Annotated in this window: 24 protein-coding genes and 1 pseudogene; 16 read left to right on the top strand and 9 right to left on the bottom strand. The window is 48.2% G+C overall.

Annotation, left to right across the window (positions count from 1 at the left end):
* A pseudogene (locus ACESLK_RS25275) lies at nucleotides 1-646 on the bottom strand (RNA-guided endonuclease InsQ/TnpB family protein); the annotation flags it as partial.
* 203 nt (nucleotides 647-849) lie between these two features.
* Here ACESLK_RS25275 and ACESLK_RS25270 point away from each other — a divergent pair.
* Entirely contained in the window at nucleotides 850-1,698 is an 849-nt protein-coding gene (locus ACESLK_RS25270; RefSeq protein WP_373232514.1) for a DUF72 domain-containing protein, read from the top strand.
* Between the two features lie 28 nt (nucleotides 1,699-1,726).
* Complete coding sequence (locus tag ACESLK_RS25265; protein WP_373232513.1) at nucleotides 1,727-2,713, top strand: Gfo/Idh/MocA family protein; 987 nt, start codon at nucleotides 1,727-1,729, stop codon at nucleotides 2,711-2,713.
* A gap of 129 nt (nucleotides 2,714-2,842) precedes the next feature.
* Here the strand turns inward: ACESLK_RS25265 and ACESLK_RS25260 are convergent, their stop codons facing one another.
* Nucleotides 2,843-4,888 carry an Ig domain protein group 2 domain protein gene (locus tag ACESLK_RS25260; protein ID WP_373232516.1) on the bottom strand — a complete coding sequence of 682 codons (2,046 nt, stop codon included), beginning with the start codon at nucleotides 4,886-4,888 and terminating at the stop codon, nucleotides 2,843-2,845.
* A gap of 348 nt (nucleotides 4,889-5,236) precedes the next feature.
* Between ACESLK_RS25260 and phnC the strand changes: the two genes are divergently transcribed.
* Genes phnC through phnE (ACESLK_RS25245) form a run of 3 tightly spaced genes read left to right on the top strand, consistent with a single transcriptional unit; the run spans nucleotide 5,237 to nucleotide 7,612 of the window.
* Nucleotides 5,237-6,019 carry a phosphonate ABC transporter ATP-binding protein gene (gene phnC / locus ACESLK_RS25255; protein WP_373232512.1) on the top strand — a complete coding sequence of 261 codons (783 nt, stop codon included), beginning with the start codon at nucleotides 5,237-5,239 and terminating at the stop codon, nucleotides 6,017-6,019.
* On the top strand, nucleotides 6,006-6,794 hold the full coding sequence (gene phnE / locus ACESLK_RS25250) for a phosphonate ABC transporter, permease protein PhnE (protein WP_373232510.1): 789 nt from the start codon (nucleotides 6,006-6,008) through the stop codon (nucleotides 6,792-6,794). The genes phnC and phnE (ACESLK_RS25250) overlap by 14 nt, the downstream gene beginning before the upstream one ends.
* Nucleotides 6,791-7,612, top strand: coding sequence for a phosphonate ABC transporter, permease protein PhnE (gene phnE / locus ACESLK_RS25245; protein ID WP_373232508.1), 822 nt, complete (start codon nucleotides 6,791-6,793; stop codon nucleotides 7,610-7,612). Before phnE (ACESLK_RS25250) ends, phnE (ACESLK_RS25245) begins: the two co-directional genes overlap by 4 nt.
* Before the next feature lie 82 nt (nucleotides 7,613-7,694).
* Here the strand turns inward: phnE (ACESLK_RS25245) and ACESLK_RS25240 are convergent, their stop codons facing one another.
* Nucleotides 7,695-8,699, bottom strand: a complete 1,005-nt coding sequence (locus ACESLK_RS25240; protein WP_373232506.1) for a phosphate/phosphite/phosphonate ABC transporter substrate-binding protein — start codon at nucleotides 8,697-8,699, stop codon at nucleotides 7,695-7,697.
* 160 nt (nucleotides 8,700-8,859) lie between these two features.
* Between ACESLK_RS25240 and ACESLK_RS25235 the strand changes: the two genes are divergently transcribed.
* The 8 genes from ACESLK_RS25235 (at nucleotide 8,860) to ACESLK_RS25200 (ending at nucleotide 16,398) form a co-directional block, all read left to right on the top strand.
* Nucleotides 8,860-10,452, top strand: coding sequence for a bifunctional metallophosphatase/5'-nucleotidase (locus ACESLK_RS25235; protein ID WP_373232504.1), 1,593 nt, complete (start codon nucleotides 8,860-8,862; stop codon nucleotides 10,450-10,452).
* Between the two features lie 30 nt (nucleotides 10,453-10,482).
* Entirely contained in the window at nucleotides 10,483-11,121 is a 639-nt protein-coding gene (trhA, locus tag ACESLK_RS25230; RefSeq protein WP_373232502.1) for a PAQR family membrane homeostasis protein TrhA, read from the top strand.
* A 180-nt stretch (nucleotides 11,122-11,301) separates the two neighbouring features.
* Nucleotides 11,302-12,294, top strand: a complete 993-nt coding sequence (locus ACESLK_RS25225; RefSeq protein WP_373232500.1) for an ABC transporter substrate-binding protein — start codon at nucleotides 11,302-11,304, stop codon at nucleotides 12,292-12,294.
* A 19-nt stretch (nucleotides 12,295-12,313) separates the two neighbouring features.
* Nucleotides 12,314-13,087 (top strand): ABC transporter ATP-binding protein, encoded by a 774-nt coding sequence (locus ACESLK_RS25220; RefSeq protein WP_373232498.1) that lies wholly within the window; start codon nucleotides 12,314-12,316, stop codon nucleotides 13,085-13,087.
* Entirely contained in the window at nucleotides 13,074-13,886 is an 813-nt protein-coding gene (locus ACESLK_RS25215) for an ABC transporter permease (protein ID WP_373232497.1), read from the top strand. Before ACESLK_RS25220 ends, ACESLK_RS25215 begins: the two co-directional genes overlap by 14 nt.
* A gap of 135 nt (nucleotides 13,887-14,021) precedes the next feature.
* On the top strand, nucleotides 14,022-15,590 hold the full coding sequence (locus ACESLK_RS25210; RefSeq protein ID WP_373232496.1) for a sensor domain-containing diguanylate cyclase: 1,569 nt from the start codon (nucleotides 14,022-14,024) through the stop codon (nucleotides 15,588-15,590).
* Between the two features lie 22 nt (nucleotides 15,591-15,612).
* Complete coding sequence (locus ACESLK_RS25205; RefSeq protein WP_373232494.1) at nucleotides 15,613-16,101, top strand: DUF1904 family protein; 489 nt, start codon at nucleotides 15,613-15,615, stop codon at nucleotides 16,099-16,101.
* Nucleotides 16,102-16,137: 36 nt separating this feature from the next.
* On the top strand, nucleotides 16,138-16,398 hold the full coding sequence (locus tag ACESLK_RS25200) for a DUF1294 domain-containing protein (protein WP_373232493.1): 261 nt from the start codon (nucleotides 16,138-16,140) through the stop codon (nucleotides 16,396-16,398).
* A 59-nt stretch (nucleotides 16,399-16,457) separates the two neighbouring features.
* On the opposite strand, the gene ACESLK_RS25195 is transcribed toward ACESLK_RS25200, so the two are convergent.
* The 3 genes from ACESLK_RS25195 to ACESLK_RS25185 all read right to left on the bottom strand — a co-directional run bounded on the left by ACESLK_RS25195 (nucleotide 16,458) and on the right by ACESLK_RS25185 (nucleotide 18,918).
* Complete coding sequence (locus ACESLK_RS25195; protein ID WP_373232491.1) at nucleotides 16,458-17,300, bottom strand: hypothetical protein; 843 nt, start codon at nucleotides 17,298-17,300, stop codon at nucleotides 16,458-16,460.
* Between the two features lie 158 nt (nucleotides 17,301-17,458).
* Nucleotides 17,459-17,911 (bottom strand): bactofilin family protein, encoded by a 453-nt coding sequence (locus ACESLK_RS25190; RefSeq protein ID WP_373232489.1) that lies wholly within the window; start codon nucleotides 17,909-17,911, stop codon nucleotides 17,459-17,461.
* Nucleotides 17,912-17,913: 2 nt separating this feature from the next.
* Entirely contained in the window at nucleotides 17,914-18,918 is a 1,005-nt protein-coding gene (locus tag ACESLK_RS25185) for a M23 family metallopeptidase (protein ID WP_373232488.1), read from the bottom strand.
* A gap of 190 nt (nucleotides 18,919-19,108) precedes the next feature.
* Between ACESLK_RS25185 and ACESLK_RS25180 the strand changes: the two genes are divergently transcribed.
* From ACESLK_RS25180 to ACESLK_RS25170, 3 genes are all read left to right on the top strand, one after another.
* Nucleotides 19,109-20,206, top strand: a complete 1,098-nt coding sequence (locus tag ACESLK_RS25180) for a ParM/StbA family protein (RefSeq protein WP_373232487.1) — start codon at nucleotides 19,109-19,111, stop codon at nucleotides 20,204-20,206.
* Between the two features lie 563 nt (nucleotides 20,207-20,769).
* Entirely contained in the window at nucleotides 20,770-21,897 is a 1,128-nt protein-coding gene (locus ACESLK_RS25175) for a winged helix-turn-helix domain-containing protein (RefSeq protein WP_373232485.1), read from the top strand.
* Nucleotides 21,898-21,958: 61 nt separating this feature from the next.
* Nucleotides 21,959-23,209, top strand: coding sequence for an MFS transporter (locus ACESLK_RS25170; protein WP_373232483.1), 1,251 nt, complete (start codon nucleotides 21,959-21,961; stop codon nucleotides 23,207-23,209).
* On the opposite strand, the gene nagA is transcribed toward ACESLK_RS25170, so the two are convergent.
* From nagA to ACESLK_RS25155, 3 genes are read right to left on the bottom strand one after another with little or no spacing between them, the layout of a single operon-like run.
* Nucleotides 23,162-24,346 carry an N-acetylglucosamine-6-phosphate deacetylase gene (gene nagA / locus ACESLK_RS25165; RefSeq protein ID WP_373232481.1) on the bottom strand — a complete coding sequence of 395 codons (1,185 nt, stop codon included), beginning with the start codon at nucleotides 24,344-24,346 and terminating at the stop codon, nucleotides 23,162-23,164. The genes ACESLK_RS25170 and nagA overlap by 48 nt on opposite strands.
* Entirely contained in the window at nucleotides 24,343-25,071 is a 729-nt protein-coding gene (nagB, locus tag ACESLK_RS25160) for a glucosamine-6-phosphate deaminase (RefSeq protein WP_373232479.1), read from the bottom strand. Before nagB ends, nagA begins: the two co-directional genes overlap by 4 nt.
* On the bottom strand, nucleotides 25,068-25,934 hold the full coding sequence (locus ACESLK_RS25155) for a MurR/RpiR family transcriptional regulator (protein WP_373232477.1): 867 nt from the start codon (nucleotides 25,932-25,934) through the stop codon (nucleotides 25,068-25,070). Before ACESLK_RS25155 ends, nagB begins: the two co-directional genes overlap by 4 nt.
* Nucleotides 25,935-26,336: the final 402 nt, after the last annotated feature.

Below are 26,336 nucleotides of genomic sequence, written 5' to 3'. Positions count from 1 at the left end.
CGGTGTATCCGAGCTTCCCGATGTTTAATCGAAAGCTCGTTTTCGGAAGCTTCAGGTACTTCCCTTCTTTGATTTCGCAGTCCTGATTCGTGAACACGACTTCTTTGTCTTTCGCTCGGCTGTAAGATGGCATACGAGGCCTTCCTCTATATTTCTCGGGATGTCGCCTGTAATCCTTGATACCGGCAAAGAATGATTTCCAGTTCTGACAAACCTGCTTCATCACCCATTGACTGCTTTGCGTTGGAAGGGCCCGATAATCGGCCTGTTTCATAACCTTGAATAAGCAGTCCAAGAAGTTGTAATCAACCATGGGTCTAACTTCTGAAGGCAGCTCGAAGTTGTTACAACGAATCTCTCGACGTTCCGAAACAGGTTTAAGCTGCTGCCTAGCGATATTCGATCGATAGGCCTCAAGTTGGCGTTCATTCATCTCTTCGATATATTGATGCAGGGTGTTCATCACTTCTTGTTGCAACGGTTGCGGGGGCTTATCTTGTCGGAATGAAGTATAAACCTGCCGAACATAAAAATTAGTGGTATTATACAAGTGCTTGGCATCTAAACACATCTGCTCGAAGTATGGGAATAAGCGGTGACCATCCTTGATCCAAATCTGAAAAGTTTTGTAGGTGGCATCTGCCATGATTTCACCTCCTTCGACCACTACGTACATATGTTCGATTATCTAGTTTTATTTTACCATAATATGTGCGATAAGAAGAGGTCTTTGAAGATATTTCACGGAAGTCGCCGATTCACCACCCTCTTAGCTCCTAGTTTCGCTTGAAGAGGGCATTCTCTCGGCGGATATGATAGAAAAGGCAGCGCTTAAAAGGAGGTTCCAGTATGATTCGGGTCGGATTAGCAGGTTGGGGAGATCATGATGAGCTTTATCCACCGGGAACCTCCGCGAAGGACAAGCTTAGGAAATACAGTATCCATTATCCGATAGTAGAAGTGGACAGTACGTTCTATGCCATTCAATCGGCGGATCGGTTTGCTCGTTGGGAAGAGGAGACTCCGCCGTCCTTTCAATTTATCGTGAAAGCCTATCAGGGGATGACCGGGCATCAACGCGGTGCGCTAAACAATGGCAATGCTTCTTCCATGTTCGAGGCTTTCCGTGAATCGATTAGACCTGTCATTGAAGCGGGGAAATTAACAGCAGCGCTTTTCCAGTATCCCCCTTGGTTTGATTGTACCCGGGACAACGTCCGAATTCTTCGGGAAACGAAGGAGCGGATGGAGGGCATTCCATGTGCGCTGGAGTTCCGGCATCAGAGCTGGTTCACGGACGCATACAAGGAGAAGACACTTACCTTCATGAAAGAGGAAAGCTGGATTCACAGCATATGTGACGAGCCTCAAGCAGGTCAAGGATCAGTACCCACTGTACTTCAAGCGACCCATCCGGAAATTACAATGATAAGAATGCATGGCCGTAATACAACAGGATGGAATCAGGGCAGTGCTCCGAATTGGCGAGAGGTCCGTTACTTATACAAGTATAACAACGATGAGCTGTTAGAATGGAAATCCCACATTCTGCAGCTTCAAGAGCAAACCAAGCAAATCTGCGTGATCTTCAATAACAACTCTGGCGGGGACGCGGCGGGGAACGCGAAGGAGCTCATGGAGCTTCTCGGCTTGGAAATTCCGGATATTCCGAAGCAGTTGGATTTGTTCAGTACATAAACTTTAAGACGAAGGGAACATCATTATAATGATTAGATTCGGCATTATCGGTACGAACTGGATCACTGAGGATCTTATTAAAGCGGCTCGCGGGATCGAAGACTTTGCATTAACCGCGGTTTATTCTCGTACAGAAGCTGCGGGCCAGCAATTTGCGAACAAGTATGATATTCCACACTGCTTCACGGATTTGGAGACATTCGCAAACAGCCAGGAGCTGGATGCAGTGTATATTGCGAGCCCCAATTCCTTACATGCTGAGCAGGCGATCTTGCTCATGAACCATGGTAAGCATGTACTCTGCGAGAAGCCGATGGCTTCGAATGTACGAGAAGTGGATCGAATGTTTGAGACCGCTAAGCGTAACGGCGTTCTGCTCATGGAGGCGATGAAGTCGACGCTGACTCCCAACTTCCAAGCGATCAAGGACAACCTGCATAAGATTGGAACGGTTCGCCGTTATTTTGCAAGCTATTGTCAATACTCCTCCCGGTATGACGAATACTTGAAAGGGAACATTCTGAATGCCTTTAAGCCTGAATTTTCCAATGGTGCCTTAATGGATTTGGGTGTGTATTGCATTTATCCGCTTGTGGTTCTATTCGGACAACCGGAACAGATCCAAGGAAGTGGGCTTATACTAGAATCCGGTGTAGACGGACAGGGCAGCATTCTTCTTAATTACAAGGAAATGGATGCAGTCGTTCAATACTCGAAAATCTCTGATTCCTATACAAGTGCCGAGATACACGGGGAAAAAGGAACAATTGTCTTCGACAAAATCAGTCGACCCGACAAGGTGGAAATTCGTTACCGAGGTGGTGGCATAGAAGAGATTACAAAACCGCAAATGGACAACGCAATGTACTATGAGGTGCAAGAGTTCATTCATCTTATTCAGAACGGATTCACGGAATCATCCGTAAATTCTCGAATAAATTCAAGGACGACTATGGCGATTATGGATGAAGTCCGCAAGCAGATCGGGCTTGTTTATCCCGCAGATCGTGCTTGATTTCTTGAATCACATTCGGCATTGGCGAATAGTCAAATATAACATTGTGTTGACAGTAAAAAACATCGCAAACTTCGCGATGTTTTTTTTGTTGAGCTGGAATGCCTCAACCGATCTAAATCAGCCTATTCAACTAATTTCAAAGTCGTCAATATTCATGCGACTCCCGGAGGTGCCGCCTACAACAATTTTAAAGCGGACGCTGCCGGTTTCATTAACGGTGATTGTTTGACTGGTCAAGGCGCTGCCGCTCGTGTAAGTTCCGCTAACATCGGTCCAGGTCGAGCCGTTGTCGGTCGACTTCTGCAGCTTCCAGGTTGTACCCGTGTCCGAGCTGAAATTCGCGTGCTTCACGACAACGGCAGCAGCGCTGGCCACGTTAAAGTTCATTGTGATAAATCCAGCCGCTTTAATTCTCGCCGATTTCGTACCGTTCTTCTTGTCGGTCGACAAGTCGCCGATCAGCGCGTTATCGAATCTCCAGGATCCGGTGGCAAGCGTCACGTCTGCTGCCGCATAGGCTGTTTTCGTTCCGCTCTCGAAGGGCTCGACGCTGCTTGCGATCGGAGCAATGACCACGTCGTCGATGTTTACTCGATGACCGGAAGTACCGCCTGCGACGATTTTGAAGCGGACGCTGCCGGCTTCATTTACAGTAATCGTCTGGCTGGCTAAGGTGCTGCCGCTGGTGAAGGTTCCGCCTACATCGGTCCAAGTCGAGCCGCTGTCGGTCGATTTCTGCAGCTTCCAGTTCGCCCCCGTGTCGGTTCCAAAATTCGCATGCTTCACCGTAACGGAAGCGGCACCGGCCACGTTAAAGTTCATGGCGATGAATCCGGCCGCTTTGAGCCTTGCGGATTTCATTCCGTTCTTCTTGTCCGTCGATAAATCCCCGATCAGCGAATTATCGAATCGCCAGGAACCGCTGGCAAGCGTCACGTCTGCTGCCGCATAAGATGTTTTCGTTCCGTTCTCGAAATCCTCCGTGCCTCCGCCTCCCGACCCGCCGCCTGTTTCGACATACCCATAGGAACCCGCTTTGAAGGTCGAAGAATCCCACCACTTGTACCCCTCTGCAGGGCTCGCCCAAGGCTCCGTCTCCGGCTCGGTAGAGGTTGACGGGGTTTCCATCTCTAATAGAGAGGTGGCCGTATCAAGAGTCAGTCCGGACACTTGATTAAGCGCCGTGTAGCTTTCTTTTACCGCAAGCCAGTTCACGATATTGACGAGCAGAACGCCATTGTTGACTTCCAGGAAGCCATCGTAGGTTGTTTTGGTTCCGCCTGTCTCTTCGCGTTTATATTTCGGTGTAATGTCTTCGACAGGGGAAGAGTCGCCGATCGCAGCGGCTTTGCCGAGCCCTACCTTGGCGACAGCCGCGTAAGGACCTTCATCCAGACCGCCGCCTTCGTATACGCCTTGGTCTACGGCGTTCGGCCAAGCGGAGGTCGTGTTCTCGATATAGACAATGCCTTTGGCTTTGTTCGGATCGGTAATGGCAATGGTGGATCCGGCGTGCATCGAAACCGTGGTTACACCTGTCGTTATCCCGAAGGCTTGAGCAGCGGGGACGATATAGTCGGAATTAACATTGCCAATTGCGTTATAGCGAAGGCGCATTCCGAAGTTGCTTGCCAGCCAGTCCGAGCTGCTGACGTCACTCATGGCGGCGGAAGCTGCTTCCTCGGTGCTCATCCCAAGCACAGGATTGCTCCATGCACCCCGTCGATAGCCGTTAAATGCTTCGGAAGAATCCCACCGATTCTTGTTCCGATCGGCATTATAATGATCCGCAATGAAGAAAATACTGCCTCCACCCGCGACATAATCTACCATAGCCTGCTGTTCGGAAGTTTTATAAGGAATATTAGCTTCAGGAATGACGAAGACAGCATAGTCTGCTAAATCAGATAAGGTAATGGCTGTTTGCTTGCGCAGCTCTTTAACGTAATAACCTTCAGCCGCCAGCGCGTTCCCGAAGTCGGAGAACGCTCCGTCAATGACCCAGTCGGCGGCTCCGGCAGTTTGTCCATGGGTATTATCGAATAGTATCGATTTGCCGTTGGCAGTTCCGATCGGATTAATGTAGGGGGCGGGATCCGCCGGACCTTCGGCTTTAACCGCTGCGAATGGGACAACGCCTAAAGTTAATAGAATAGCCAATAAAATCCGTATAATCCTTTTGTTATCTAGCACATCATTTCCACCTTCCGAATTTTGATAGACTCACCTGTTTTGTTCGCCCATAGCAAGTAACGAGTAACGGCAACAAAGCTAACGCAGATTTCAGTCCCCTCTCGTAAATAACCATTTTATTGAAAGTATTTTCAGTGTATCATACATAGGAGTACCTATTTTGCAATTAAATGTAATATTAATGTTAATTTTTTGGTTATCTATGTTAAATGGATGTTAAATTATTCATTATCAGAGGATTAAACAGTGGGATGACGAACTACTCTATGAAAGTTAATGACAATAATCGATATTTACAGTCAGGATAACCAATGCGGAGGTAGGCAGATGATTGAATTCAAAAAGGTAAGCAAGGTTTACCCTGGAGGTACGATTGGATTAAAAAATATTGATTTAACTATTTATCCGGGAGAATTCGTCGTTATCGTCGGCTTGTCCGGTGCGGGTAAATCAACGCTGCTCCGTTCCATTAATCGTTTGCATGAAATCAGCTCGGGAGAAATTCTCGTCGACGGCAAAGCGATAACGGCAGCAGGCGGACGTGAGCTGAGAGAGATGAGACGAGGTATTGGGATGATCTTTCAAAGCTTTAATCTCGTGAAACGCTCTTCGGTGCTGCGTAACGTATTGGCGGGTAGAGTCGGTTACCATTCTACTTTGCGGACGCTGTTTGGTCTTTTCCCGAAACACGATCTTGAATTAGCATTCGGGGCGCTTCAAAGGGTGAACATGCTTGAGAAAGCTTACATTAGAGCCGATCAGCTTTCCGGTGGCCAGCAGCAGCGGGTTTCTATCGCTAGAGCGCTCGCTCAGGAAGCGAAGATTATCCTGGCGGATGAACCGGTCGCTTCGCTTGATCCGCTTACGACACGCCAAGTCATGGACGATCTCAAGCGAATTAACAGGGAGATGGGCATCACAACGGTTGTTAATCTGCACTTTATAGACTTAGCGAGAGAGTATGCCACGCGTATCATAGGCATTCGCGCGGGTGAGTTGGTATTTGACGGAACGGTTGCCGAGGCGACGGATGAGGTGTTGTCTGCGATTTATGGCCGACCGGTTTCGGAAGCCGAGCGGTTGGGAGGGGCAATCGATGAAGAAAGCTGAGATTTATCCACCGAGACCTCCTGTAAGCTTAAAAAAATGGATGACACTCTCATTGTTCCTTGCCCTCATCTGGCTGTGTGCGTGGGAGACTGAGGTTACCCTTGGAGAACTAATCGATGGTATTCCGGAGATGGGCAAATTTATCACCAAGATGTTCCCTCCAGACTGGGAATATATCCGAGTCGTGATTAAGCCGATGGTAGAGACTGTGCAGATGGCGATTCTCGGCACGACCTTCGGAGCCATTCTCGCGTTTCCCGTCGCTTTCCTGGCCGCCGGCAATGTAACTCGCCCGTGGTTTTTACGAGCACCCGCAAGATTTATACTGAACCTGACGCGAACGATTCCGGATTTGCTGTTTGCCGCTTTTTTCGCCACGATAGTCGGATATGGACCCGTGGCTGGAATGCTTGCCCTAACGTTCTTTTCCTTCGGCATACTATCTAAGTGGGCGTATGAATCGGTTGAAACGATTGATCATGGACCGATGGAAGCGATGACGGCCGTGGGGGCGAACAAGCTGCAGTGGATTCATTATGGTGTACTGCCGCAAGTGACAACGCAGTTTATAGGTTTTGTCATGTATATGTTCGAGATTAATATAAGGGCTGCTGCTATTCTCGGTTATGTGGGTGCGGGCGGCATCGGTATTTATTTGAACCGAACGCTTGGGATGTTCCGGTATGATCAAACATTCATCATTATTTTATTTACCCTTATCATTGTTCTTGTCATCGATGCGGTCAGCTCTAGAATCAGGGGGAAACTCATATGAACAAATCGTCATCGGGGAGACCTGTACCCCCTAAGCCCCTCTATCTGCGATGGAAGATGTGGTTGGTGCTGGCAGCTGTCGTGCTGATCTATGCTTGGGCATTTTCCGGCATGCCGTTTGACGGGATCAAAAAAACAGCAGGGCAGATTACAAGGGCAATCGTGAAAGGATTGTTTAACCCGGAGTGGGATTACGTCTATTTAGCGGAAGGAGAAGACTTGCTTCGGGGATTGTGGGAGACTCTTGCGATTGCACTGCTCGGCACGTCTATCTCCGTTTTCTTGACGGTCCCATTCGCCTTGTGGGCTGCTCGGAATTTGGTGAAAACAAGATGGTTCTCGGGCGCTTCGACGTTTACCCTGAGTCTCATCCGTACCCTTCCGGACATCATTGTTGCGATCATTTTTATCAAGGCGGTCGGTCCGGGCGCTTTCGCCGGCGTGCTGACGATTGGTATCCACTCCATAGGAATGCTGGGAAAGCTTAATGCGGAAGCGATCGAAGATTTGGATATGGGGCCTTCCGAGGCGTTGAAAGCTTGCGGGGCGAACAGGCTGCAAACGATCTGGTTCGCCATCGTGCCCCAAGCCATGCCGGCGTATCTATCGTTTGCCTTGTTCCGGCTGGAGATCAATGTTCGTTCCGCCGCCGTTCTAGGCATGGTCGGTGCGGGAGGGATCGGGACACCTTTGTTGTTCGCCTTGGAAGGCAGAACATGGAGCAGGGTCGGTATTATTCTGCTCGGGATTATCGCACTGGTAACGCTGATCGATTGGATTTCGGGAAATCTTCGGCGCAGATTGGTACAAGGGCAATAAAAATCCCGGACCTTCCGAAGCTTAAGATCAGCTTCAGAAGGTCCGGGTGCGTTCTTGGTAAAAGCTTATGATAGGTTACATGTTATTGCAAGGCCTTGGCGTATTCGCGAACGGAGTCGAACTTGCTGTCGTCGCTCTTGGCATAGCCTTGATGGGAGTAGATTTCAAAGATGATTTTACGGCTGTCTTCGTTGTTGCCCAAGCTAATGAACGCATCTTGGATTTTGGTCATCCACTCTTTGTTCATGTCTGCGCGAACGGAAATCGTATCATTAGGAATTGGGATAGTGAAGTGTAACGGAACGATTTGATTGAATACATCAGGGAAGTCTTTCTTTACGATATTGCGAGCATCTTGGAAAACAGCTGCCGCATCCGCGTCGTCATTGAGAACAGCCAGTATACCTTTGTCATGACCTTTCAATTCGACGCTTTCAACATCGGTATTCGGATCAATGCCAGCCTTCTTTAGTTCGACTGCAGGATAAACATATCCAGCCGACGATGTTACGCTTTGCCAAGCAATGCGTTTACCTTTCAGATCTTCCAATGTTTTAATGCCGGAGTCGGCTTTAACAACGATCATGGCTTTGTAGAAGTCAACCAAATCAGTTGTCGGAGTGCCATCAGCTTCGTTGACACCGAACCGCTGTGCCTGCAGAATAACTTCGGCCGCGCCCATTTCCTTAGCTTGTACATAAGTATTCGGCGGCAGGAAGCCAACATCAACCTTTTTGGATTGCATCGCTTCGATAATCGTGTTGTAATCGGTGGATACGCTGACTTTAACAGGGATACCCAGCGCTTTCGACAGCAGCTCCTCCAGCGGCTTTGCTTTGGCTTCTAAAGTCTCGGCATTCTGCGAAGGTACGAACTGTACGGTCAATTCCGTTGGGACATAACCTTGCGGTTCTTCGCTTGCAGAGGGTTCTGCACTCGCTGAGGCTTGTACGCTTGACGCAGGTTGTTCGCTAGATTGCGATGCCTCACTCCCATTCGAATTGTTGTTGCTGCCGCACCCCGCGATGACGAGCAAAACGATTGAGACGACGAGCATTAAACGCAGTTTCGGTAAACTTTTCAGCATGATTCCTGTCTCCTCCCTAGTCTCTCTAGGCAACATTTGGTAGTACGAAATTAATATAACACGAATTGGTATATGAAAATGGTTACATTTATCAAAAATAGTTATAGTAATGTAAACTTTATTGCCATTCTCCAAAAAAGTGGAATGAGAGGAACGAAAAATGGTGAAAGATGCCCAAACCTTACAGGTAACCCTTCTGGTAACAAGTGATATTCACGGGCATGTTCTGCCGATCCGTTATGTGGATAATGAGAGTGTGGATACGGGGCTTATAAAGCTGGCGACTATAATGAAGCAAATTCGCTCAGAGAGAGAACACGTTCTTCTCATTGATAACGGGGATTTGCTGCAAGGAACTCCTTTTGCCTATTATCACGCCTGCTTGGACCAGACAACCGCCCATCCAATCGTAAACTTGATGAACCGTTTACAGCTCGACGCTTTTATTCCGGGCAATCATGAATTTAATTACGGGCTTGATTTCGTCAAGAGAGCGCGGGAGCAATCAGAATATCCTTGGCTTTCGGCGAATGTACTAAATATGCAAACTGGAGAGCCGTTATTCGGATGTCCCTACCGGATTTTCACATTTCCGGGCGGTGTCAAGATTGGACTGCTCGGTTTAACTACGCAATATATTCCCAATTGGGAGCAGCCTTCCCACATCGATGGCTTGTCCTTCGAATCGGCAGTGAAAGCGGCCAAGCGCTGGGTTCCATACCTGAAGGAGCAAGAAGGTGTCCATGCCTTGATCGTCTCGTATCATGGGGGGTTGGAGCGGAATGCGGAAACGGGTGAGGAAGTTGAAGAGGAGACGGGAGAAAATGAAGGCTGGCGCTTGTGCCAAGAGATCGAGGGCATCGATGTCCTCCTAACCGGTCATCAGCATCAACGAATCGGCGGGGTGTACGTTAACAATACATTGGTCGTTCAACCGGGTTATCAGGGGAGCTGTCTGGCTGAGGTTGAATTCAGTTTGCGCCGAAACGGCGATACAAGCTGGAGCGTGGAAGCTCGTCAATCGAGGCTGCGCGAAGCAGGCGGGATGGCAGTAGATCCTGCTTTGGTCGAACTATTGCAGGCAGGTGAGGAGAACACGCAACGGTGGCTGGATCAACCGCTGTGTAAGGTGCAAGGAGAAATGCAAATCACCGACCATAGCGGTGCCCGCATGAATGAGCATCCTTTGGTCGAATTGGTCAATAAAATCCAGATGGAGGTAACCGGTACGGACATCTCCAATACGGCATTGTTTGACAATGATGCGCCTGGCTTCGGGCCTTTGGTGTCCATGCGGGAAGTGACGGCTAATTACCCCTATCCGAATACGCTGAAGGTATTACGTCTCAGCGGAGAGGATATTAGGGAAGCGCTGGAATGGACGGCCCGCTATTTCGCTCCTTATGATGGTCTTCGGATAGAAGTAGATCCGTCCTATCTGTATCCGAAGCCGCAGCATTATAACTACGACATGTGGGAAGGCATTGAATATACGATTAACGTTTCGCGTCCGCTAGGGAGTAGAATCGAGGGCCTTTCCTGCAAGGGGAGGCCATTGGATCCCAGCGGCGAATATAAGGTGGTTATGAACCACTACCGGGCATCCGGAGGCGGTAACTATCGAATGTTCCGAAATAAGCAGGTTATCCGTGAAGTAACGGTTGAAATGACCGAGTTAATTGCCGAATATCTAATGAAGCAAGGAAACATAGTAGCCGCGAAGAACGACAATTGGAGTGTTATTCATGAATGATAAAGAAACAATGAAAGGCGGATATATAGAATGGCAGATACGCATGTGTATACGAGAAGAGAAGAAGTTGTTAACGCGATCACTCATGGAATCGGTACCCTTCTTAGCATTGCGGGGCTTGTGCTCCTGATTGTTTTTGCCAGCAGGGAAGGAACAGCATGGCACGTCGTAAGCTTCACGATCTTCGGCATTACTATGCTGCTGCTCTATACGGCTTCAACGCTTGTTCACTCTTTTCCCGAGGGCAAGGTCAAGGATTTGTTTGAGACTTTCGATCACTCGTGTATTTATTTGTTTATAGCGGGAACCTACACGCCGTTTCTCCTTGTCACTCTGCGGAGTCCGCTTGGCTGGACGATGTTCGGAATCGTGTGGGGCCTTGCGATAGCGGGAGTCACCTTCAAAGCCTTCTTCACCAAAAAGTTCCTTGTACTGTCGACTTTGTTCTACGTCATGATGGGCTGGCTTATCGTGTTCATGTGGAATCCATTGCAAGAGCTGCTAATGCCTGGTGGTCTGCGCCTGCTCATGATTGGAGGGTTATTGTATACTCTCGGCTCCGTATTCTATATCTGGCGCGGGTTCCCTTACCACCATGCCGTGTGGCATCTCTTCGTCGTAGCAGGCTCCGTTATGCATTTCTTTGCGATCTTGCTCTATGTTTTGTAGCTTTATATCAACTCTGAACATAGATATCCTTCGAAATGACTCGGTCGCCTGTCTTTTAGCGATCGAGTCGTCTTTTTTTTCGCGCGCAGGGCTTAATGAGGCAAGTGATTGAACACGAACCCTCTTGTTTGAATATGATATGTTCATATGAGTTAACAACGAAAGAGGGAGACAACCGTGATGAAGAAAACCGCACTCGTGCTTTCCGCCGTGCTCTTGATTTTCGCCGCAGCTTGCGGCAACGGCAACAATGAATCCTCCAAGAAGCTGGTTACTGTCAAATTTTCCGAGGTTATTCGTTCCATCTTCTATGCACCGCATTACGTCGCTATGTCGAAAGGTTTTTTCGAAGAACAAGGGCTGTACGTAGACATGAACACAGCACAAGGCTCCGATAAGGGTGCTGCCGCCTTAATTGCCGGCACGGCGGACATCTCCTTAGTCGGTCCCGAAACGAGTATTTATATTTATAATCAGAAGGGTGACAAAACGCTTAAGATCTTCCACCAGCTTACCGCAACGGATGGATCCTTCCTCTTATCCCGCGAGAAGCTGGACAATTTCAAATGGAGTGATCTGGAAGGCAAAACGGTTGTGGGCTGGAGACCGGGAAGCGCACCTCAAATGGTTATGAATTCCACTCTAATCAAGGAAAAGGTGGCGAATGTGAATGTGATCACCAACATAGCCGCCCCTGCGATGGCTGGTGCATTTACTAGCGGACAAGGGGATTTCATCCAACTATTCGAGCCCGTCGCAGCCACCTTGGTTAAGGAAGGAAAAGCCTACTATGCAGCTTCCATGGCCGAAGCTTTCGGACCATTCCCGGAAACCTCCTATGTGGCCACGGCAGATTTCATTAAAGAAAATCCCGAGATCATACAGAAATTCACGAACGCTGTTACCAAAGGTGCAGAGTGGTTGAATACTGCATCCGAGGCTGAGATCACGGAAGCCATAATGCCATTCTTCGAAGGAACACCGGAGGATCTCATTATTCAATCTGTCGATAGCTATAAGAAACAAGGCACATGGCCAACGAAGCCGGAATTGACGGAGCAGCAATTCGAAATTCTCCAATCCGTGCTCATCGAGAATGGCGTGCTCAAAGCGGAAGAGAAAGTGACGGATATGGAAGGGATCGTGGACATGAGCTTCGTGAGAAGTAACTAAGGAACGGAATGATGCGGCTATGGCACAAATTGAGCTTAAAGACGTAAGCTTAAGTTATTTTACTCTTAAACAAGAAACAGAAGCTCTCCGGGAAATTAACCTATCGATCAAAGCGGGAGAATTCATCAGCATTGTAGGACCGAGCGGCTGCGGGAAAAGCACGCTGCTCTCTCTCATTTCAGGAATGCTTAAGCCGACTAAGGGGGAGGTGCTGATCGACGGGCATGAGGTGTCCGGAACCTCCCCGAAGGTAGGCTACATGCTCCAGCATGATCACTTGTTCGAATGGCGGGATGTTCTCAGCAATTTATTGGTCGGAGCGGAGATTCGCAGGATGGATAAGAAAGCTGCGAGGCAGAATGCGATTGAGCTGCTGGAGCGGTACGGATTAGGGGAGTTCGCGCAGCATAGTCCCTCGCAGCTTTCCGGAGGTATGCGCCAGAGAGTCGCTTTGATCCGAACCCTGGTGGCAAAGCCGGATATTCTGCTTCTGGACGAACCGTTCTCGGCATTGGATTACCAGACCCGCCTGATGTTGTCCGAGGAGGTGTTTCATATTATCAAGGATCAAGGGAAAACGGCCATTCTAGTTACCCACGACCTCTCTGAGGCAATTAGTATGGCGGACCGGGTGATGGTCATGTCGAAGAGACCAAGCACCATCTCAACCGTCCATTCGATCCGTTTCGACGAAGGCGATGATCTCTCTCCTTGGAAGAAACGGGAAGCGGGGCGTTACAATTATTACTTTAATGCCATATGGAAGGAGCTGGGGGATCATGTCCTCCCCTAAGAAATCCCCTCTATACGATCGGTATCTGAGAATCCAGAAGCGTAAGCTATGGCTCATCGGATTATCCAGGTTGTTGATGCTTGCTGTAATCATTCTCCTATGGGAGCTGGCCGCACTATGGAAATGGATTGATCCCATGCTGACGAGCAAACCTTCACAGCTGCTCCCTTCTTTCCTAGAGCTAGTACTTGAAGGGAGCCTGCTCAGGCATACTTGGATATCCGGCTTGGAGACTATCGTGGGGATCGTTATATCCATGTTACTGGGGACGGCAATTGCCATCGTTTTCTGGTGGTCATCATTTGCTTCGAAGGTACTAGAGCCCTATATCGTTGTGCTGAACGCGCTGCCCAAGGTAGCGCTTGGCCCGATTTTCTATATTTGGTTGGGTGATCGGTATTCGATATACGGAATGGCGGTTGCCATTTCAATTATAGTTACGATAATCATGGTAGAGAGCGGATTTAAGGAAATCAGCAAAACCAAGCTCAAGCTTATGGAGTCCTTCGGAGCCACGCGTCTTCAGATGCTTCGGATGGTGCTGCTGCCCGCAAGCGTTCCCCATTTCATTGCTACTCTTAAGGTAAATGTTGGATTGACTTTGGTCGGGGTCGTAATGGGAGAGTTTCTATCCTCCAAGGCAGGGCTTGGTTATCTCATCATCTATGGCGGTCAGGTGTTCCAAATGAATTTGGTCATGGTCAGCATTATGATGCTGGCGTTGTTATCCGTCATTATGTATGGCATTGTTAATCTGCTGGCGCGTTACGCGATGAAAAAATACCACTACGAGACGTGACGGGGGGGTTCATGAAGTATAAGAAAGTGTTTCGCCTAACGACCTTACGAGGGGTATTCCAGCTTTATACTTTCGATAATACTTTAACAGTAGTAGAATAGGAGTGACGTAATTCGAATATAAGAGGTGCAAGGCTTGGTCATCGATTTAATCGCAAATTTCTCGCTGTTGACGGCGTTTCTCTTTTTCCTTAACTCCATTATCAGAAAACAAGTGACAGGTCTGCAATCCAAATTGCAGACAAAAGTTTTCGTAGGTGTTACACATGGACTGTTCTCCATCGTGCTTATGTTTTTCAGCGTTCAGGTAACTTCGACGACAATACTCGATTTTCGACAATTGATGATTATATCCGCTGCTAATTTCGGGGGGATTTATTCGTCTATACTGGCGAGTCTGATCATCGCAGCGGGACGTATCCTTCTATTCGGCGGGATGAATGAATCATCCCTTGTCGCAGCGTCATCTTCGGTAGCCCTTGGGATCGGGAGCGGACTGCTGATGAAGCTCGTTAACTCTTATTGGCGGAGGTGGAGCTTCAGTATCGGGTTAAGCGTGATACTAGCGGCAAGTACCTTGTATTATTTGTTGCGTGAAGATAGCTTCAACATTTTACCTTCCGCGATGATTTTTCTTATTTTTGGCGGGTTAGCCACTGCTGCTTTGATTGCGCATTTCGCTGCCTCCAATAAGCTGCAGCTGGAATTGAAGGAAAGCGATGAGCGTTACCGCAGGCTTAATGCTTATCAAGATGCTATATTCGCCTCATCGATTGGAGTATCGCTTATTGCGACGGATGTTAATGGTAACATTACCTTATTCAATAAAGGTGCGGAAGTGATCCTAGGATACACCGCTGAGGAGGTTGTCGGTAAAGTAAATGCTGAATTTTTTCACGATATAACTGAATTTGCAGAACGCGGGAAGCAATTGTCTCGCGAGTATAATCGACCGATTACAGGCTTCAATATCTACATAGAATATGTCAAGAGCGGAAGAACGGACGGGCGAGAGTGGACTTACGTTCACAAAGACGGTAAGCCTATTATTGTGAACTTATTTATTTCTCCTCTCGAAGTAGACGGGGTTCTACTGGGCTACATAGGTGTAGCGACGGACATTACCGAGCGGAAAAAAGCGGAGGAGAAGCTCCGTAAGGCAAATGAAATTCTGCAAGAGCTTTCTCTGCAGGATGGATTGACGGGTTTCTCCAACAGGCGGCATTTCGATGAAGCATTGGAGCGCGAATGGATCAGTGCGCGAAAGGATTCATCGAGCCTGTCCCTGATCCTGTTCGATATAGATTACTTTAAAAACTATAATGATAGTTATGGGCATCAAGCAGGGGATGAATGCTTAAGAACGGTTGCGGCGATGCTCAAAGCAATGATTCAAAGAAAGACGGATATCTACGCTAGGTATGGCGGGGAGGAGTTCGCCTTGATCCTGCCCAATACGAATATCGACAGAGCTGCAGGTATCGCAGAATTAGTTCGGCTTGCGATTGAAGCTTGCGCCATCCCGAATGCGGAATCTCAGGTAAGCGAGTTCATCACGATAAGCGCGGGAGTAGCTACGGTAAATCCGGATACGATGCCTGATTTCAATGCTTTAGTTGCCGAGGCGGACGCTCTCTTGTATAAAGCGAAACAAGAGGGCCGTAATCGGGTAAAAGCATCCATTATAGAATCCCAAAAGGGTTAAGCAACGAAGGAGAGTTACAACGATGCCACATCTCATTATTCGGGGAGTTTCCTCCGAGTCCATCCGCAAAATTAGTAAACAGCTGATTTTTGATATCGCGAGCCTATGTCAATGTCCGCAGGATCATATCATTCTAGAATGCCTTCATACGTCAGCATTTTACGATGGAGAGCAGGTGTCCTCTTATCCTTTCATCGAAGTAAATTGGTTTGACCGGGGGCAAGAAGTACAAGATCAAGTCGCAAGCTGTATGGATCGTCACATTAGATCGCTCGGTATTGCGGAGGCAGAGGTCGCATTCCGGATTTATGAGCCTGATCGTTATTATACAAACGGTGTGAGCTTAGCGATGGCTTCAACTCATGACAATCAAGAAGTGATTGCTCTGCGAGCTGAGAATGAGAATCTTAAGGATGAGCTGCAGAAGCTTAGAAAGGCGCTGCAAGCTAGTCAACAATCGAGCTCGAGCTCTCAGATGTCGAGTAGGCTAAGAGATGCATTAAGAGAATAAAAGAGGGAATGGTGCTTCAGCAGAAGGGATGGTAGGATGAAGTTTTTTGTTGCTTATGTGGTTATCATTTGTTTCATTACTTTATTAATGATGGCTTATGATAAAAAACAAGCTCGAAAAGGGGGAAGAAGAATTCCCGAAAGAACTCTTTTTCTTCTGTCAGCTATAGGCGGGGCGCTTGGCGGGATTGTCGGCATGAGAATTTGGAGGCACAAGACCAAGCATACTTCCTTTGTTATAGGCCTGCCCGCTTTGCTAGTGGTTCAATTAATGGCTGTCTATTGGTTTATGAAGTAAAAGCAACAACCCCGACTGCAAGATGCTGTCGGGGTTGTTGCTTATTAGTATTTTTAGGGCTATGGGCTCGATTGGATGAGCTTATCCAGCAGCATACGTGTTGCGTTCCAGTTCTCATCCGCAACCCGTACCGCGATAATTTGGCGTTCTCCGGAAAGCTCCACGCCTTCGAACACGGGATTGCCGGTAATATCTATCCCATAGGGCTCCGGAGCAGTATCCTCTTCTGACTTGGCATTCCATAATTTTTCGGGAGCGACATTTGGTGTCCACCCTTCAAGCTCATCCAGGTTGAGCAATGCGCCTTGGGTAGCTAGTGAAATGAAGTTCTTGGCATCTAGGATATAGAGATTAGATTGTTCGGTCATAAGGGAGAGGATGCTTTTCTGCTGCATGGCCATATCCTGCTCGCTCTTGATTTCTTTAGGTACGTAGGTGTGAGTCATCGCGATTCTCTTCCATTCGGGGATGAGCTTCAACATATTCTGTTCAAGTACTTCAACATCCGCGAAGTAATAATTGCCGAATACGCTCATCGATAGACTAGCGGGAGGCAGATTAGCGGCTATTCTTCGTTTATCAATGTTTTCCTTGATCATATAACCTGCAACAAGCACGATGATGATAGAGACGATTAAGTGAAACTTATAATAATACATAAAATGTGCGTATTTGCTTTGTTTCTCTATCGTTCCGGTTTTTTCTAATTCGATACCCAACACGAGGTTATAAGCTCGGTTTACATCCGCAAGATCAGCAGCGGTTGTACTGTCGCCGGCATCTATACGGGCTTGTTCGGAACGGGCTCTTTTTAACAATATAAAATACCGATTTTCAACTTGCTCACGGGTCGCATCCTCGGGTAATCCTAATATTTCATATGCTTTTTTCAATTCTTCCAATTCACTCACTCCAGTCAATCTTCCGATCTGTCTGCCTACTTATGCATCATACACGATGTGTTGGAGTGCTTGCAAACTCTCTTATCGGTAATACTGAGGGGGCCTTAAATTCTAATAAACCCCATCTCCGCGAGGAGATGGGTTAGTGAATACCTTGATTACCAGGTTTTAAGTGCGACTGCATCTTCACCGGACGCGACGGTATTACTCGTAACGGTATCTCGCAGGGTGCCTGCCTCATCTTTGCTAGCTGGAGATTCATTGGTAACCATTCGACTTGCGCCCTGGAAGATTCCACCGGACTCAATGGACAGCTCCAGTGCGGATAAGTTGCCTTGGAGCTTTCCGGATGCTTTGATCGTGAGCTTTCCCGTGGCCGCGACGTTTCCAATGACTTGACCAGCCAGTATGATGCTGCGGGCCTTGATGTGGGAACGGGCTATGCCATTCTCGCCGATTGTAACATCTCCGGCACATTCGATGTCGCCGATAATTTGACCTTCAACGCGAATTCCGGCTTCCGATTTGATTTTTCCTTCGAACAAGCTTCCTTCGCCGATTAACGTATCTGTCATATTAGGGTCGAACTTAACTTTTTTACTTTTGAACATGATTAATTACTCCTTCTAGTTGCTTTAAGATAAGGCCTCGGATCAATGTTTGTCCCGTTCTTGGATACTTCATAGTGAAGGTGGGGACCTGTACTGCGTCCCGTAGAGCCGAGCTCTCCGATGATATCGCCTTTGCTTACCTTTACTCCTGCTTTCGTTAATAGCTTGCTTAAATGCGAATAATGAGTACGAATTCCATTAGAATGAGAGATCCATATATTGTTGCCGTGTGAAGAGCTATACTCTGCATTGACTACGACGCCATCTGCAGCCGCATAGATCGGGTCCCCGGTATCACCGCTTATATCCAATCCTGCATGAAAGGTTGCTCGCCGAGTAAATGGATCCTTACGAATTCCGAATAAGGAGGTGACCTTGCGAGAATCCGTTGGCCATATTGTCGGAGTTACCCTAAGCAGCTTCTGCTTTTTCAGGATGGCTTCTTTAGTTAGCTCTAGACCCGGCTTTAACAGTTCTAACTGTTCCCCGATAGACAGAAAGTCGTTTCGAGTTTGATCGACTAGAAGTCCTATATCTTTATCGGTTACGGGGAGCTCCTCTCCACCGGTTCCTCCACTCATCGACAATTCGCCTTCACTAGCAGTTCTGACCTCGGATTTGTTGTTATCAATGCCTTTGCCGGTTTCTATGCCGACCATTTCCTTTAATTGAGTTTCTAGCTTTGAGATATCGACCATTCTTGTACTAATGATCTTGGCTTGCTCCGATAATCCAGCTACTTCCGTTTGGAGCTCGCCAATATGCTCGTTCTTGCCTTCAATGATCTGTTCATACTCTCCGGTTGCAGCGGATAATTGATGCTTCAGCTGCCCGATCTGACCGATATTTCCTTGATAGAGAAGGAAAGCGGTTATTGCGCTTGCGAGTAAAACGATTGTAATGACTAATCCGATTACGAGTATGATCGCTGATAGTTGAAACCGCATCACCGAGCTGTTCGCATCCGGGATCACCATGAAGGTGAATTTCTTTTGTCGCCAATTCATGACTTTCCTCCTGCTTCTACTCAACATCATCTCCTCTCCATTCGACAAAACTAGTCCATTTTCCTCTTTTTCAGAAAATAATGGGAGATAAAACAATGAAAAAGCAGGATTTTGTCGATAATGGGCGAATCCAATAATGAGAAGGAAGGTTAGAAAATTCTAACAATCGAAGTCGCATAGGAGGCTCATAATGATAAAGTTGGCAGGAATTGATATCGGCAATGATAGCGTCAAGTTAGTCGTAAGCGGTTCGAATGAGCCCATTATTATCCCAAGCATTGTGTCGCCGGGTTATGAGAGGCATGTGTTTCAGGAGGAAGACTCACCGCTGAAGGCATTGGATGTCATGGTTTACAGCCCCAAGCTTAAGAAGAAAAGCCAACGTTATTTCGTAGGTCTTCTAGCTTCCGAGGATCAAGATAACGCGGAGCTGGAGGAAACGGATAACAAGGCAACAAGTGATCAAGCTCTGATTGTTGCCTTGACGGCATTGGCTTACGCTAGCGTGACCAATGCGGCAAGCTCACTTCAACCGGATCAATCGGTTGACTCGGTTGAGTATGTCATAGGTACAGGTCTCCCGGTCCGTACGTACTCTCGGTATCATCAGACCTTCGAAGAAAGACTCGTTGGGGAGCATGAGGTCACATTTTTGTCTACTCCTAAGCTGCATGGTCGTACCGTACGCGTCAATATTCGCCGGGCGATAATCTCGATTGAGGGCGCCGCTGCATTGTTCCATATGGCTACTCATGACAATCTTCAAGTCCGCGATGAAGAGCTGTATAATGGCTGCATCGGTATTTGTGAAATGGGAGCGTTGACGACGGATTTCCCGGTGGTGAAGCGGATGAGCATCGATAACCAATTCAGCACTGGAGAGCAGCTGGGACTGGCTTCTTATCTGGATTACATCATCCGTGATGTAGAGGATCAGTACGGCTATCGCTTCCCGAGCCGCACGAAGCTCATTCAGAGGATTCGCAAGCATGATTTCATTATTCAGCGGGTTGGTGAAGGCCAAGCAGACATTCGGCCTATCGTCGATACCTATTTCAGCCGTGCTGCACAGAAGATTGTTGATCTGATACGCAAGAGATGGAAGAAGTATCCTGATATTCAATGCTTCTACGTGTTAGGAGGCGGTGCCGCGGCGCTTAAGCCGTACATTCAAGATGCTGCCGATAATATGCGCCTGCGTTTCGTCGAGGATAGCGAGCTGCAGAACGTGTATGGCTACCTTAAGCTAGCTCGCAACAAAACGTCTCAATCTGAGGCGGTTATATAAGAAAAGTGGCCTCTCATTTGTCATTACAAATGGGAGGTCTCTTTTTTTAGCATATATATAATTCCGAGGGGTAGGGCTGCCCTATTTCAGAGATTAGTTTTATTTCTACCGCTAATGGATTCAAAAAAACGATTGAAAGAGCAACTAGTGGTAAAAGTACCTGTAATATGATCTATATATCCTGAAACAGGCTGGTGGCATCGAATTAGAAGTAGATTTAATGCTATATCTCAGAATACAGAAAAATGCATTAAGATTAGTGGTTGTTATAGATCTAAACGTAATAGATAACTCCGAAAACCCTCCTTCTTAAGAAGAGTACAGTCAATCACTGACCCAATCTTTTGTACACTCATCCTAAGAACGTGACAATCGGTTTATTTGTAACGATCAGAGGGAGTATTGTTATATTTTTCGCCGGCTGACCCTAACCTTCTTGTCTTCCAGTTTATAAAAGTAAGGGATGAACAGAATAAAAAATGGTATTATACTCTTAAACTTTAGTTCAATACCTAAAGGGCTGCCGTGTGGCAGCTCTTCGCTTTGGAGAGGTGGAGTCTCATATGAAATGGGATGCGGGTGCCTACACCGTCACATGGAAAGGACAACTGATTGTGCTGCTGCCGAAGGAATATGCGGTGCTGCATTACTTTTATCATAACGCAGGGCAGACGCTGTCGCGCGAGCAGCTGCTCGATGCAGTCTGGACGCTGGAATCTCCGGTGGACCGGACAGTGGACGATCACGTCTATCGGCTGCGCCGCAAGCTGGCGCGCTGGGCGCCAGCTGTTCAGATTGATACGGTGCGCGGGATCGGTTACCGATTGCAGCTGAAGCAGGAAGCTCTTAGCGATAAGCAGCCTACGTTCTCGGAGGAACTGAGGAGTATTGCCGGCAAATACCTGAGGTATGGGAGAGGGGATGCGCTCCTTACGCTAGCCCGCAATAAGCAGGTGCTGGGCTTTGATGTCGACCCTACCTTCCAGCTGCTTTTCCGTGCAATGGAAGGCGAAGGCGATGTACGCTTTATTGTGCGGGAAGAGGAGGGCTCGTTTGTTGACCGCGCCTTTCTTCTGCTTCTCTTGAACCAGCTCATAGACCCGGAGAAGAACCGTGAATACATGGAAACAGTGCTGCGAAAGCATCTACTAGCGCAGGTATGGCATAACGAGCTTGGGACGATGTTGATCATCAGCATGCTGATGGATTGGGGAGAGCTTGAGGCCGCAAAGGAGAAACTCGAATGGCTCACAGCTGAGGTCCAGCGCAATTCCTGGGAAGGGCTTGTCCCTTATGTGGCTATTCTCAGGCTGGAATATGTGCTGCGTGCCGAGCGTTGGGCAGAGGTCGAAGCTGCCATCAAGTCCGTAGAGGAGAGACTGAAGCAGTATCCTTATCAACGCGAGGAGGGCCATTACCGAATTTTGAAAGGGCTCGTGGTGTATCGCTTGAACAGACAGGCCGGATTGGCGCTGATTGAACAGGGTCTAACGCTGCTTAAGCAGTCAAAGTTTCTTGCAAATCAGTTGGGCGGCTATCATACGCTTCTTACAATATCCAAGCTGCATGGATGGGGGAGTGACCGGGTTTCATATGTAAAGGAATGGAGCCGGTTAACCGCCCGAATTGGGCTTGATGAGATAAGCGGTCGAGTCGGGGAACAGCTTAAGGCTCAATTGGATTCCCTCTGATAATGCTCTGATAATCGTTCGGTATTGTAGTGTACATCAACTCATACCGGAGGTTATCACGATGAAGATGGAGCATACGCGTTATCCGCTTTGGCGCCCGCTGCGGGCAAGAGGCTTTCGTCAGCTATTTATCGGACAGGTGCTTTCCGACTTAGCGAATTGGCTGGATTTTATAGCGCTTAGCGCATTGATAGTTTATATATGGGACCACGGCTCCATGGCAATGGCTGCTTTATCGGTCTGTATCGGTCTGCCCTATGTGATCGTAGGACCGCTGATGAGTGGACGACTGCGTCATCTGCCTGGAAGAAGAGTGCTAGTCGTGTGCGATTTATCGCGCGCCGCATTCGTGCTTGGCATGGCATGGGCGCCTTCGCTGCCCGTACTTCTATTATTCGTCCTGCTGAGGACCAGCATGAGTGCCATATTCGATCCCGTTAGACAAAGCGCTGTGAAACGGATGGTCGACATCAACTTGCTGGTACAGGCGTCTTCGCTCAGTCAAATGTCGGTTAACCTGACGAAGATTATGGGGCCAATGGCAGGCGGTGCGCTTATGGCATGGTTTGGAACATCGGTTCCTTTCTTAACAAGTGCCGTACTCTATTCGCTGTCGGCTCTAATCCTTTGTACAATGCCATATTGGCAAGGGCAGAAGGAACAGGCAGGGAAACAATCGGACGGAATACGTGCGGCCTGGGAGCATCTGACACATAGACCGCTTCTCAAGGCTGCGATGATCTACGCCACATCTTTATTCTTTCTCATTTTTTTGTTTGACGGTTTATTCGTCCTGCTTGCGAAGGAAGCTGGGATGGATGAAACTAGGTTCGGACTGATCATCGGTGCAGTAGGAGCAGGCAGTGTTGCTGGTGCTTTAACGGCAGGGCAGTGGAGCGGCTGGAGAGATCGGCCGCTTGCATATATGACGCTGGCGGGGATCGTGTCAGGCTTCCTCATTGTCGTGGTCGGCTTTGCCGGCATGGGGGTAATCCGAATTGAGCTCGCTTTGTGGCTGTCGCTGTGCGCAGCGCTTGGGTTTTGCGGCGCACAAGGCGCGGTACCGTTCGGCTATATCCTGCAGATGGAGACAACGGACGATACGATCGGACCGGTATCCGCATTATCAAACGCGCTGCAGACTAGCTCGATGCTTATCGCTCCTATACTCGGTGCGACACTAGCTTCGTACTGGGGTGCAGGCAGTGTGTTCCTCGGCGCAGGCATCGCCATTGCCGGTGTCGCAGCTCTATACCGATTCCGGCTAAAGAGCCAGCTTAGTACCCCGGATCCAAACGTGCTGCAGCTCTAATGAGGCATCCAGGAGAATGAAATCAGCAGACTTGCCAGCTTCAAGTGACCCCGTTACGTTGCCGATGCCGAGCTGCCGTGCGGGATTAGTGCTTGCCATCTTGCTTGCATCCAGCAGGGAGACTCCAACCTCGCGAACCAAATAACGAACGGCGTTAATCATCGTAAGGGTGCTTCCGGCTAAGTTGCCTGTCTCATTCAAGCGTGCAACGCCACAGGACAAGACAACCGGAAGCCCGCCTAGCTCATAATTGCCGTCTGGCATTCCTGCTGCGGCCATCGCGTCGGTAACGAGAATGACGTTGTTCGCTCCTTTGGCGGAGGTGATCAGCTTTATGCACGCAGGATGAACGTGATGGCCGTCGGCAATCACCTCAGTGATAATACGATCATCGGTTAGCACCGCACCGACCGTTCCAGGCGCACGGTGATGCAATGCGCTCATAGCGTTAAAAGTATGAACGGCATGCCGCAAACCCCGATCCGCAGCCGCAATGATCTGCTCATAGGTCGCATCCGTATGGCCGCAGCTAGGGACGATGCCGTTCTCCGCCAGTTTATTAATATATTCAAGAGCACCCTCTGATTCAGGGGCCAGCGTTTGAATTTTGATAATACCTGGAAACTGCTGAACCCAATCCTCTAGCCATTCTACCTGCGGAGGTACAATGTAAGCCGGGTTTTGCGCACCCTTCCATTTGTCATTAATGAAGGGGCCTTCAAAATGCACTCCAATCACCTGAGAGTAAGGCATAGCAGAAGACATGAACTTGCTCACTCGCTCAAGGACGCCGGTTAATTCCTCTCTGGACGCGGTTAGTGTGGTAGCCAGAATACTCGTCGTACCATGGGAGGCATGGAATTTAGTAATGGTTTTTAAGCCTTCCTCATCCGCATCCATGAAATCATGTCCATATCCACCATGAACGTGGACATCGATAAATCCAGGCAATACCCACCCCCCCTCAGCGTTGATCGTCTTCAGATTTTGAAGGTGGGGTTGATTCCCGTCTTGAGAGGTGCCAATTTCCTCGATAATGCCATCCTTCACCCGGATCCAGCCGGTAACCAAGACACCTGTGGGTGTGACGATCTTTGCGTTGATCACTTGAAATTCTGTGTTTTGGATATTATTCATGACAGTTTCCCCGCCGCGGTCTTATCGAGTAAAACAATGAGATTCGGGTGAGTTTGAAGAAGCGATGCTGGACAATCTGTCGTAATGGGGCCTTGCAGCGCACGTTGGACGATATCCGCTTTGTCCGCTCCTTTAACCACAAGTAAGATTTTCTTGGCTTTGAGAATGGTGCCGACCCCCATTGTTAATGCCTGAGCTGGCACTTCATTAATGGTTGTGAAGTACCGGGCATTCGCCTCTCGAGTTTCGTCAGCCAAATCTACGACATGTGTTCCGCGTATTAGGGCATGGGCTGGCTCGTTAAAGCCGATGTGACCATTATGACCAAGACCGAGCAATTGCAGATCGATTTGGCCGGACAATTCAATCAATTGGTCGTAACGACGGCATTCGTCTTCAGGATCAGTCGCATTCCCATCCGGTATATGGCATTGAGAGGAAGGGAGGTCGATGTGCTCGAACAGATGGCTATTCATATAAGAATGGTAGCTTTCGGGATGGTCAATCGGCAAGCCAACATATTCGTCTAGGTTAAATGTCGTGACGTTATTGAAGCTGATCATTCCTCTTCGGTAATCATTCACGAGCTGCTTGTATATTCCGACTGGTGTTCCGCCAGTAGCCAGCCCGAGTACGGCTCGTGGTGTCGTTTGGATTTGGCCAATGATTATATTGGCTGCTGCCTCATTTAACTTGTCGTCGCTGTCGAAGGTTATGATATTCAACGTGTTTTTTTCTCCTCTTTCTTTGTATAGTGTCTAACTGTTTGGAATGATTGCTCCAGACGGGGAACATACAGTTCGAAATGCTCGCTGACCAGCCCGATGAACAGAATATCAACTACATGAAGCTGCGCCATCCGGGAGGCCATATCTCCGCGCCGCATACCGATTTCTGCGGAGGAAGTGAAAAGCTTGATCGAGGCGTGTTCAGCAAGCGTATTCGTACCGAACCTTGTGATGGACAACGTAGTTGCACCTTGCTCGGCAGCGCAGCGCAGGGCGTTTATTGTCTCTGGAGTTTCGCCGGAGTAGGAAATTCCAACAGCCACATCTTTAGATGTAAGAGAGGAGGCTGACGTTAACTGGAGATGAGGATCGGAGAATGCGGCAGTCGCTTTCCCGATTCGGATTAGCTTATGAAAGAAGTCTTGTGCGACGACACCTGAAGTTGCGGAGCCATACAGATCAATACGCGACGCTTGGTGTAATGCACTGATAGCTAGGCGAAGCTGATTGTAGTCGATGAGATGTGTCGTATCCGTCAGCGAACGCAGATGGTTGGCTGTAATTGCCGAGACAATATCCTGAAGTGAGTTACCCGCTACAATGTCCTGATACTGATTCGGAGTTGACGTTTGTTGGACGAGCTCGGTCGCAAGCTTCTGCTTGAATTCCGGGAAATTCTGCGAATGAAATGTTTTGCAGAATCGGGAGATCGTCGCAGTACTGCTGCCCGACTCCTTAGCCAGCTCTGTAATGGTCATCTGCACGGCTTGCTGGGGATGCTTCAATATATACTCGGCTAAGGCACGTTCCTTTAGGTGGAGACTCTCCAATTTTTCCTGGATTGCTACCAGAATGCTCATGTTAAACACCCTTCGGTTGGAAAATTAGTTTCTTTATATTGAGTAGTATGGGAAAATAATTTTCATGAGATACCCTTATTTTACTGTATCGATTTTCAACTTGCAATGATTAAAATCGACCCCCGCAACCCCGCAATGTAGACAGTCCCTTACTCACATTTATACAACCTGCAAAAACTACAGGTGTTTTCGCCCAATCCCTAGCTTTCAAGAGATTTACCTGCAAAAACTACAGGTGTTTTCGTATAAAGGGAGGGAAATAACCCAATATTCCTTAAACACATGTATAAAATACAGGTTGTTAGAAGCGAAAGTAGAAATAAGTAAAAACACATGTACTTACTGCAGGTTGATTAATCGATCATTGAAGCAGCAAAGCACATCTGAGCAAAAGTAGGAAAA

Source organism: Cohnella sp. (assembly GCF_041640265.1).
GTDB lineage: Bacteria > Bacillota > Bacilli > Paenibacillales > Paenibacillaceae > Cohnella.
Note: the sequence above shows the minus strand (reverse complement) of the source record. Positions and strands in the feature narration are given on the sequence as shown.

What these genes read in the sequence shown, in the direction of transcription:
- ACESLK_RS25270 (WP_373232514.1), top strand. Translation starts at nt 850, where the DNA reads ATGATTCGGGTCGGATTAGCAGGTTGGGGAGATCATGATGAGCTTTAT.
- ACESLK_RS25265 (WP_373232513.1), top strand. Translation starts at nt 1,727, where the DNA reads ATGATTAGATTCGGCATTATCGGTACGAACTGGATCACTGAGGATCTT.
- phnC (WP_373232512.1), top strand. Translation starts at nt 5,237, where the DNA reads ATGATTGAATTCAAAAAGGTAAGCAAGGTTTACCCTGGAGGTACGATT.
- phnE (WP_373232510.1), top strand. Translation starts at nt 6,006, where the DNA reads ATGAAGAAAGCTGAGATTTATCCACCGAGACCTCCTGTAAGCTTAAAA.
- phnE (WP_373232508.1), top strand. Translation starts at nt 6,791, where the DNA reads ATGAACAAATCGTCATCGGGGAGACCTGTACCCCCTAAGCCCCTCTAT.
- ACESLK_RS25240 (WP_373232506.1), bottom strand. Translation starts at nt 8,699, where the DNA reads ATGCTGAAAAGTTTACCGAAACTGCGTTTAATGCTCGTCGTCTCAATC.
- ACESLK_RS25235 (WP_373232504.1), top strand. Translation starts at nt 8,860, where the DNA reads ATGGTGAAAGATGCCCAAACCTTACAGGTAACCCTTCTGGTAACAAGT.
- trhA (WP_373232502.1), top strand. Translation starts at nt 10,483, where the DNA reads ATGGCAGATACGCATGTGTATACGAGAAGAGAAGAAGTTGTTAACGCG.
- ACESLK_RS25225 (WP_373232500.1), top strand. Translation starts at nt 11,302, where the DNA reads ATGAAGAAAACCGCACTCGTGCTTTCCGCCGTGCTCTTGATTTTCGCC.
- ACESLK_RS25220 (WP_373232498.1), top strand. Translation starts at nt 12,314, where the DNA reads ATGGCACAAATTGAGCTTAAAGACGTAAGCTTAAGTTATTTTACTCTT.
- ACESLK_RS25215 (WP_373232497.1), top strand. Translation starts at nt 13,074, where the DNA reads ATGTCCTCCCCTAAGAAATCCCCTCTATACGATCGGTATCTGAGAATC.
- ACESLK_RS25205 (WP_373232494.1), top strand. Translation starts at nt 15,613, where the DNA reads ATGCCACATCTCATTATTCGGGGAGTTTCCTCCGAGTCCATCCGCAAA.
- ACESLK_RS25200 (WP_373232493.1), top strand. Translation starts at nt 16,138, where the DNA reads ATGAAGTTTTTTGTTGCTTATGTGGTTATCATTTGTTTCATTACTTTA.
- ACESLK_RS25190 (WP_373232489.1), bottom strand. Translation starts at nt 17,911, where the DNA reads ATGTTCAAAAGTAAAAAAGTTAAGTTCGACCCTAATATGACAGATACG.
- ACESLK_RS25185 (WP_373232488.1), bottom strand. Translation starts at nt 18,918, where the DNA reads ATGAATTGGCGACAAAAGAAATTCACCTTCATGGTGATCCCGGATGCG.
- ACESLK_RS25180 (WP_373232487.1), top strand. Translation starts at nt 19,109, where the DNA reads ATGATAAAGTTGGCAGGAATTGATATCGGCAATGATAGCGTCAAGTTA.
- ACESLK_RS25175 (WP_373232485.1), top strand. Translation starts at nt 20,770, where the DNA reads ATGAAATGGGATGCGGGTGCCTACACCGTCACATGGAAAGGACAACTG.
- ACESLK_RS25170 (WP_373232483.1), top strand. Translation starts at nt 21,959, where the DNA reads ATGAAGATGGAGCATACGCGTTATCCGCTTTGGCGCCCGCTGCGGGCA.
- nagA (WP_373232481.1), bottom strand. Translation starts at nt 24,346, where the DNA reads ATGAATAATATCCAAAACACAGAATTTCAAGTGATCAACGCAAAGATC.
- ACESLK_RS25155 (WP_373232477.1), bottom strand. Translation starts at nt 25,934, where the DNA reads ATGAGCATTCTGGTAGCAATCCAGGAAAAATTGGAGAGTCTCCACCTA.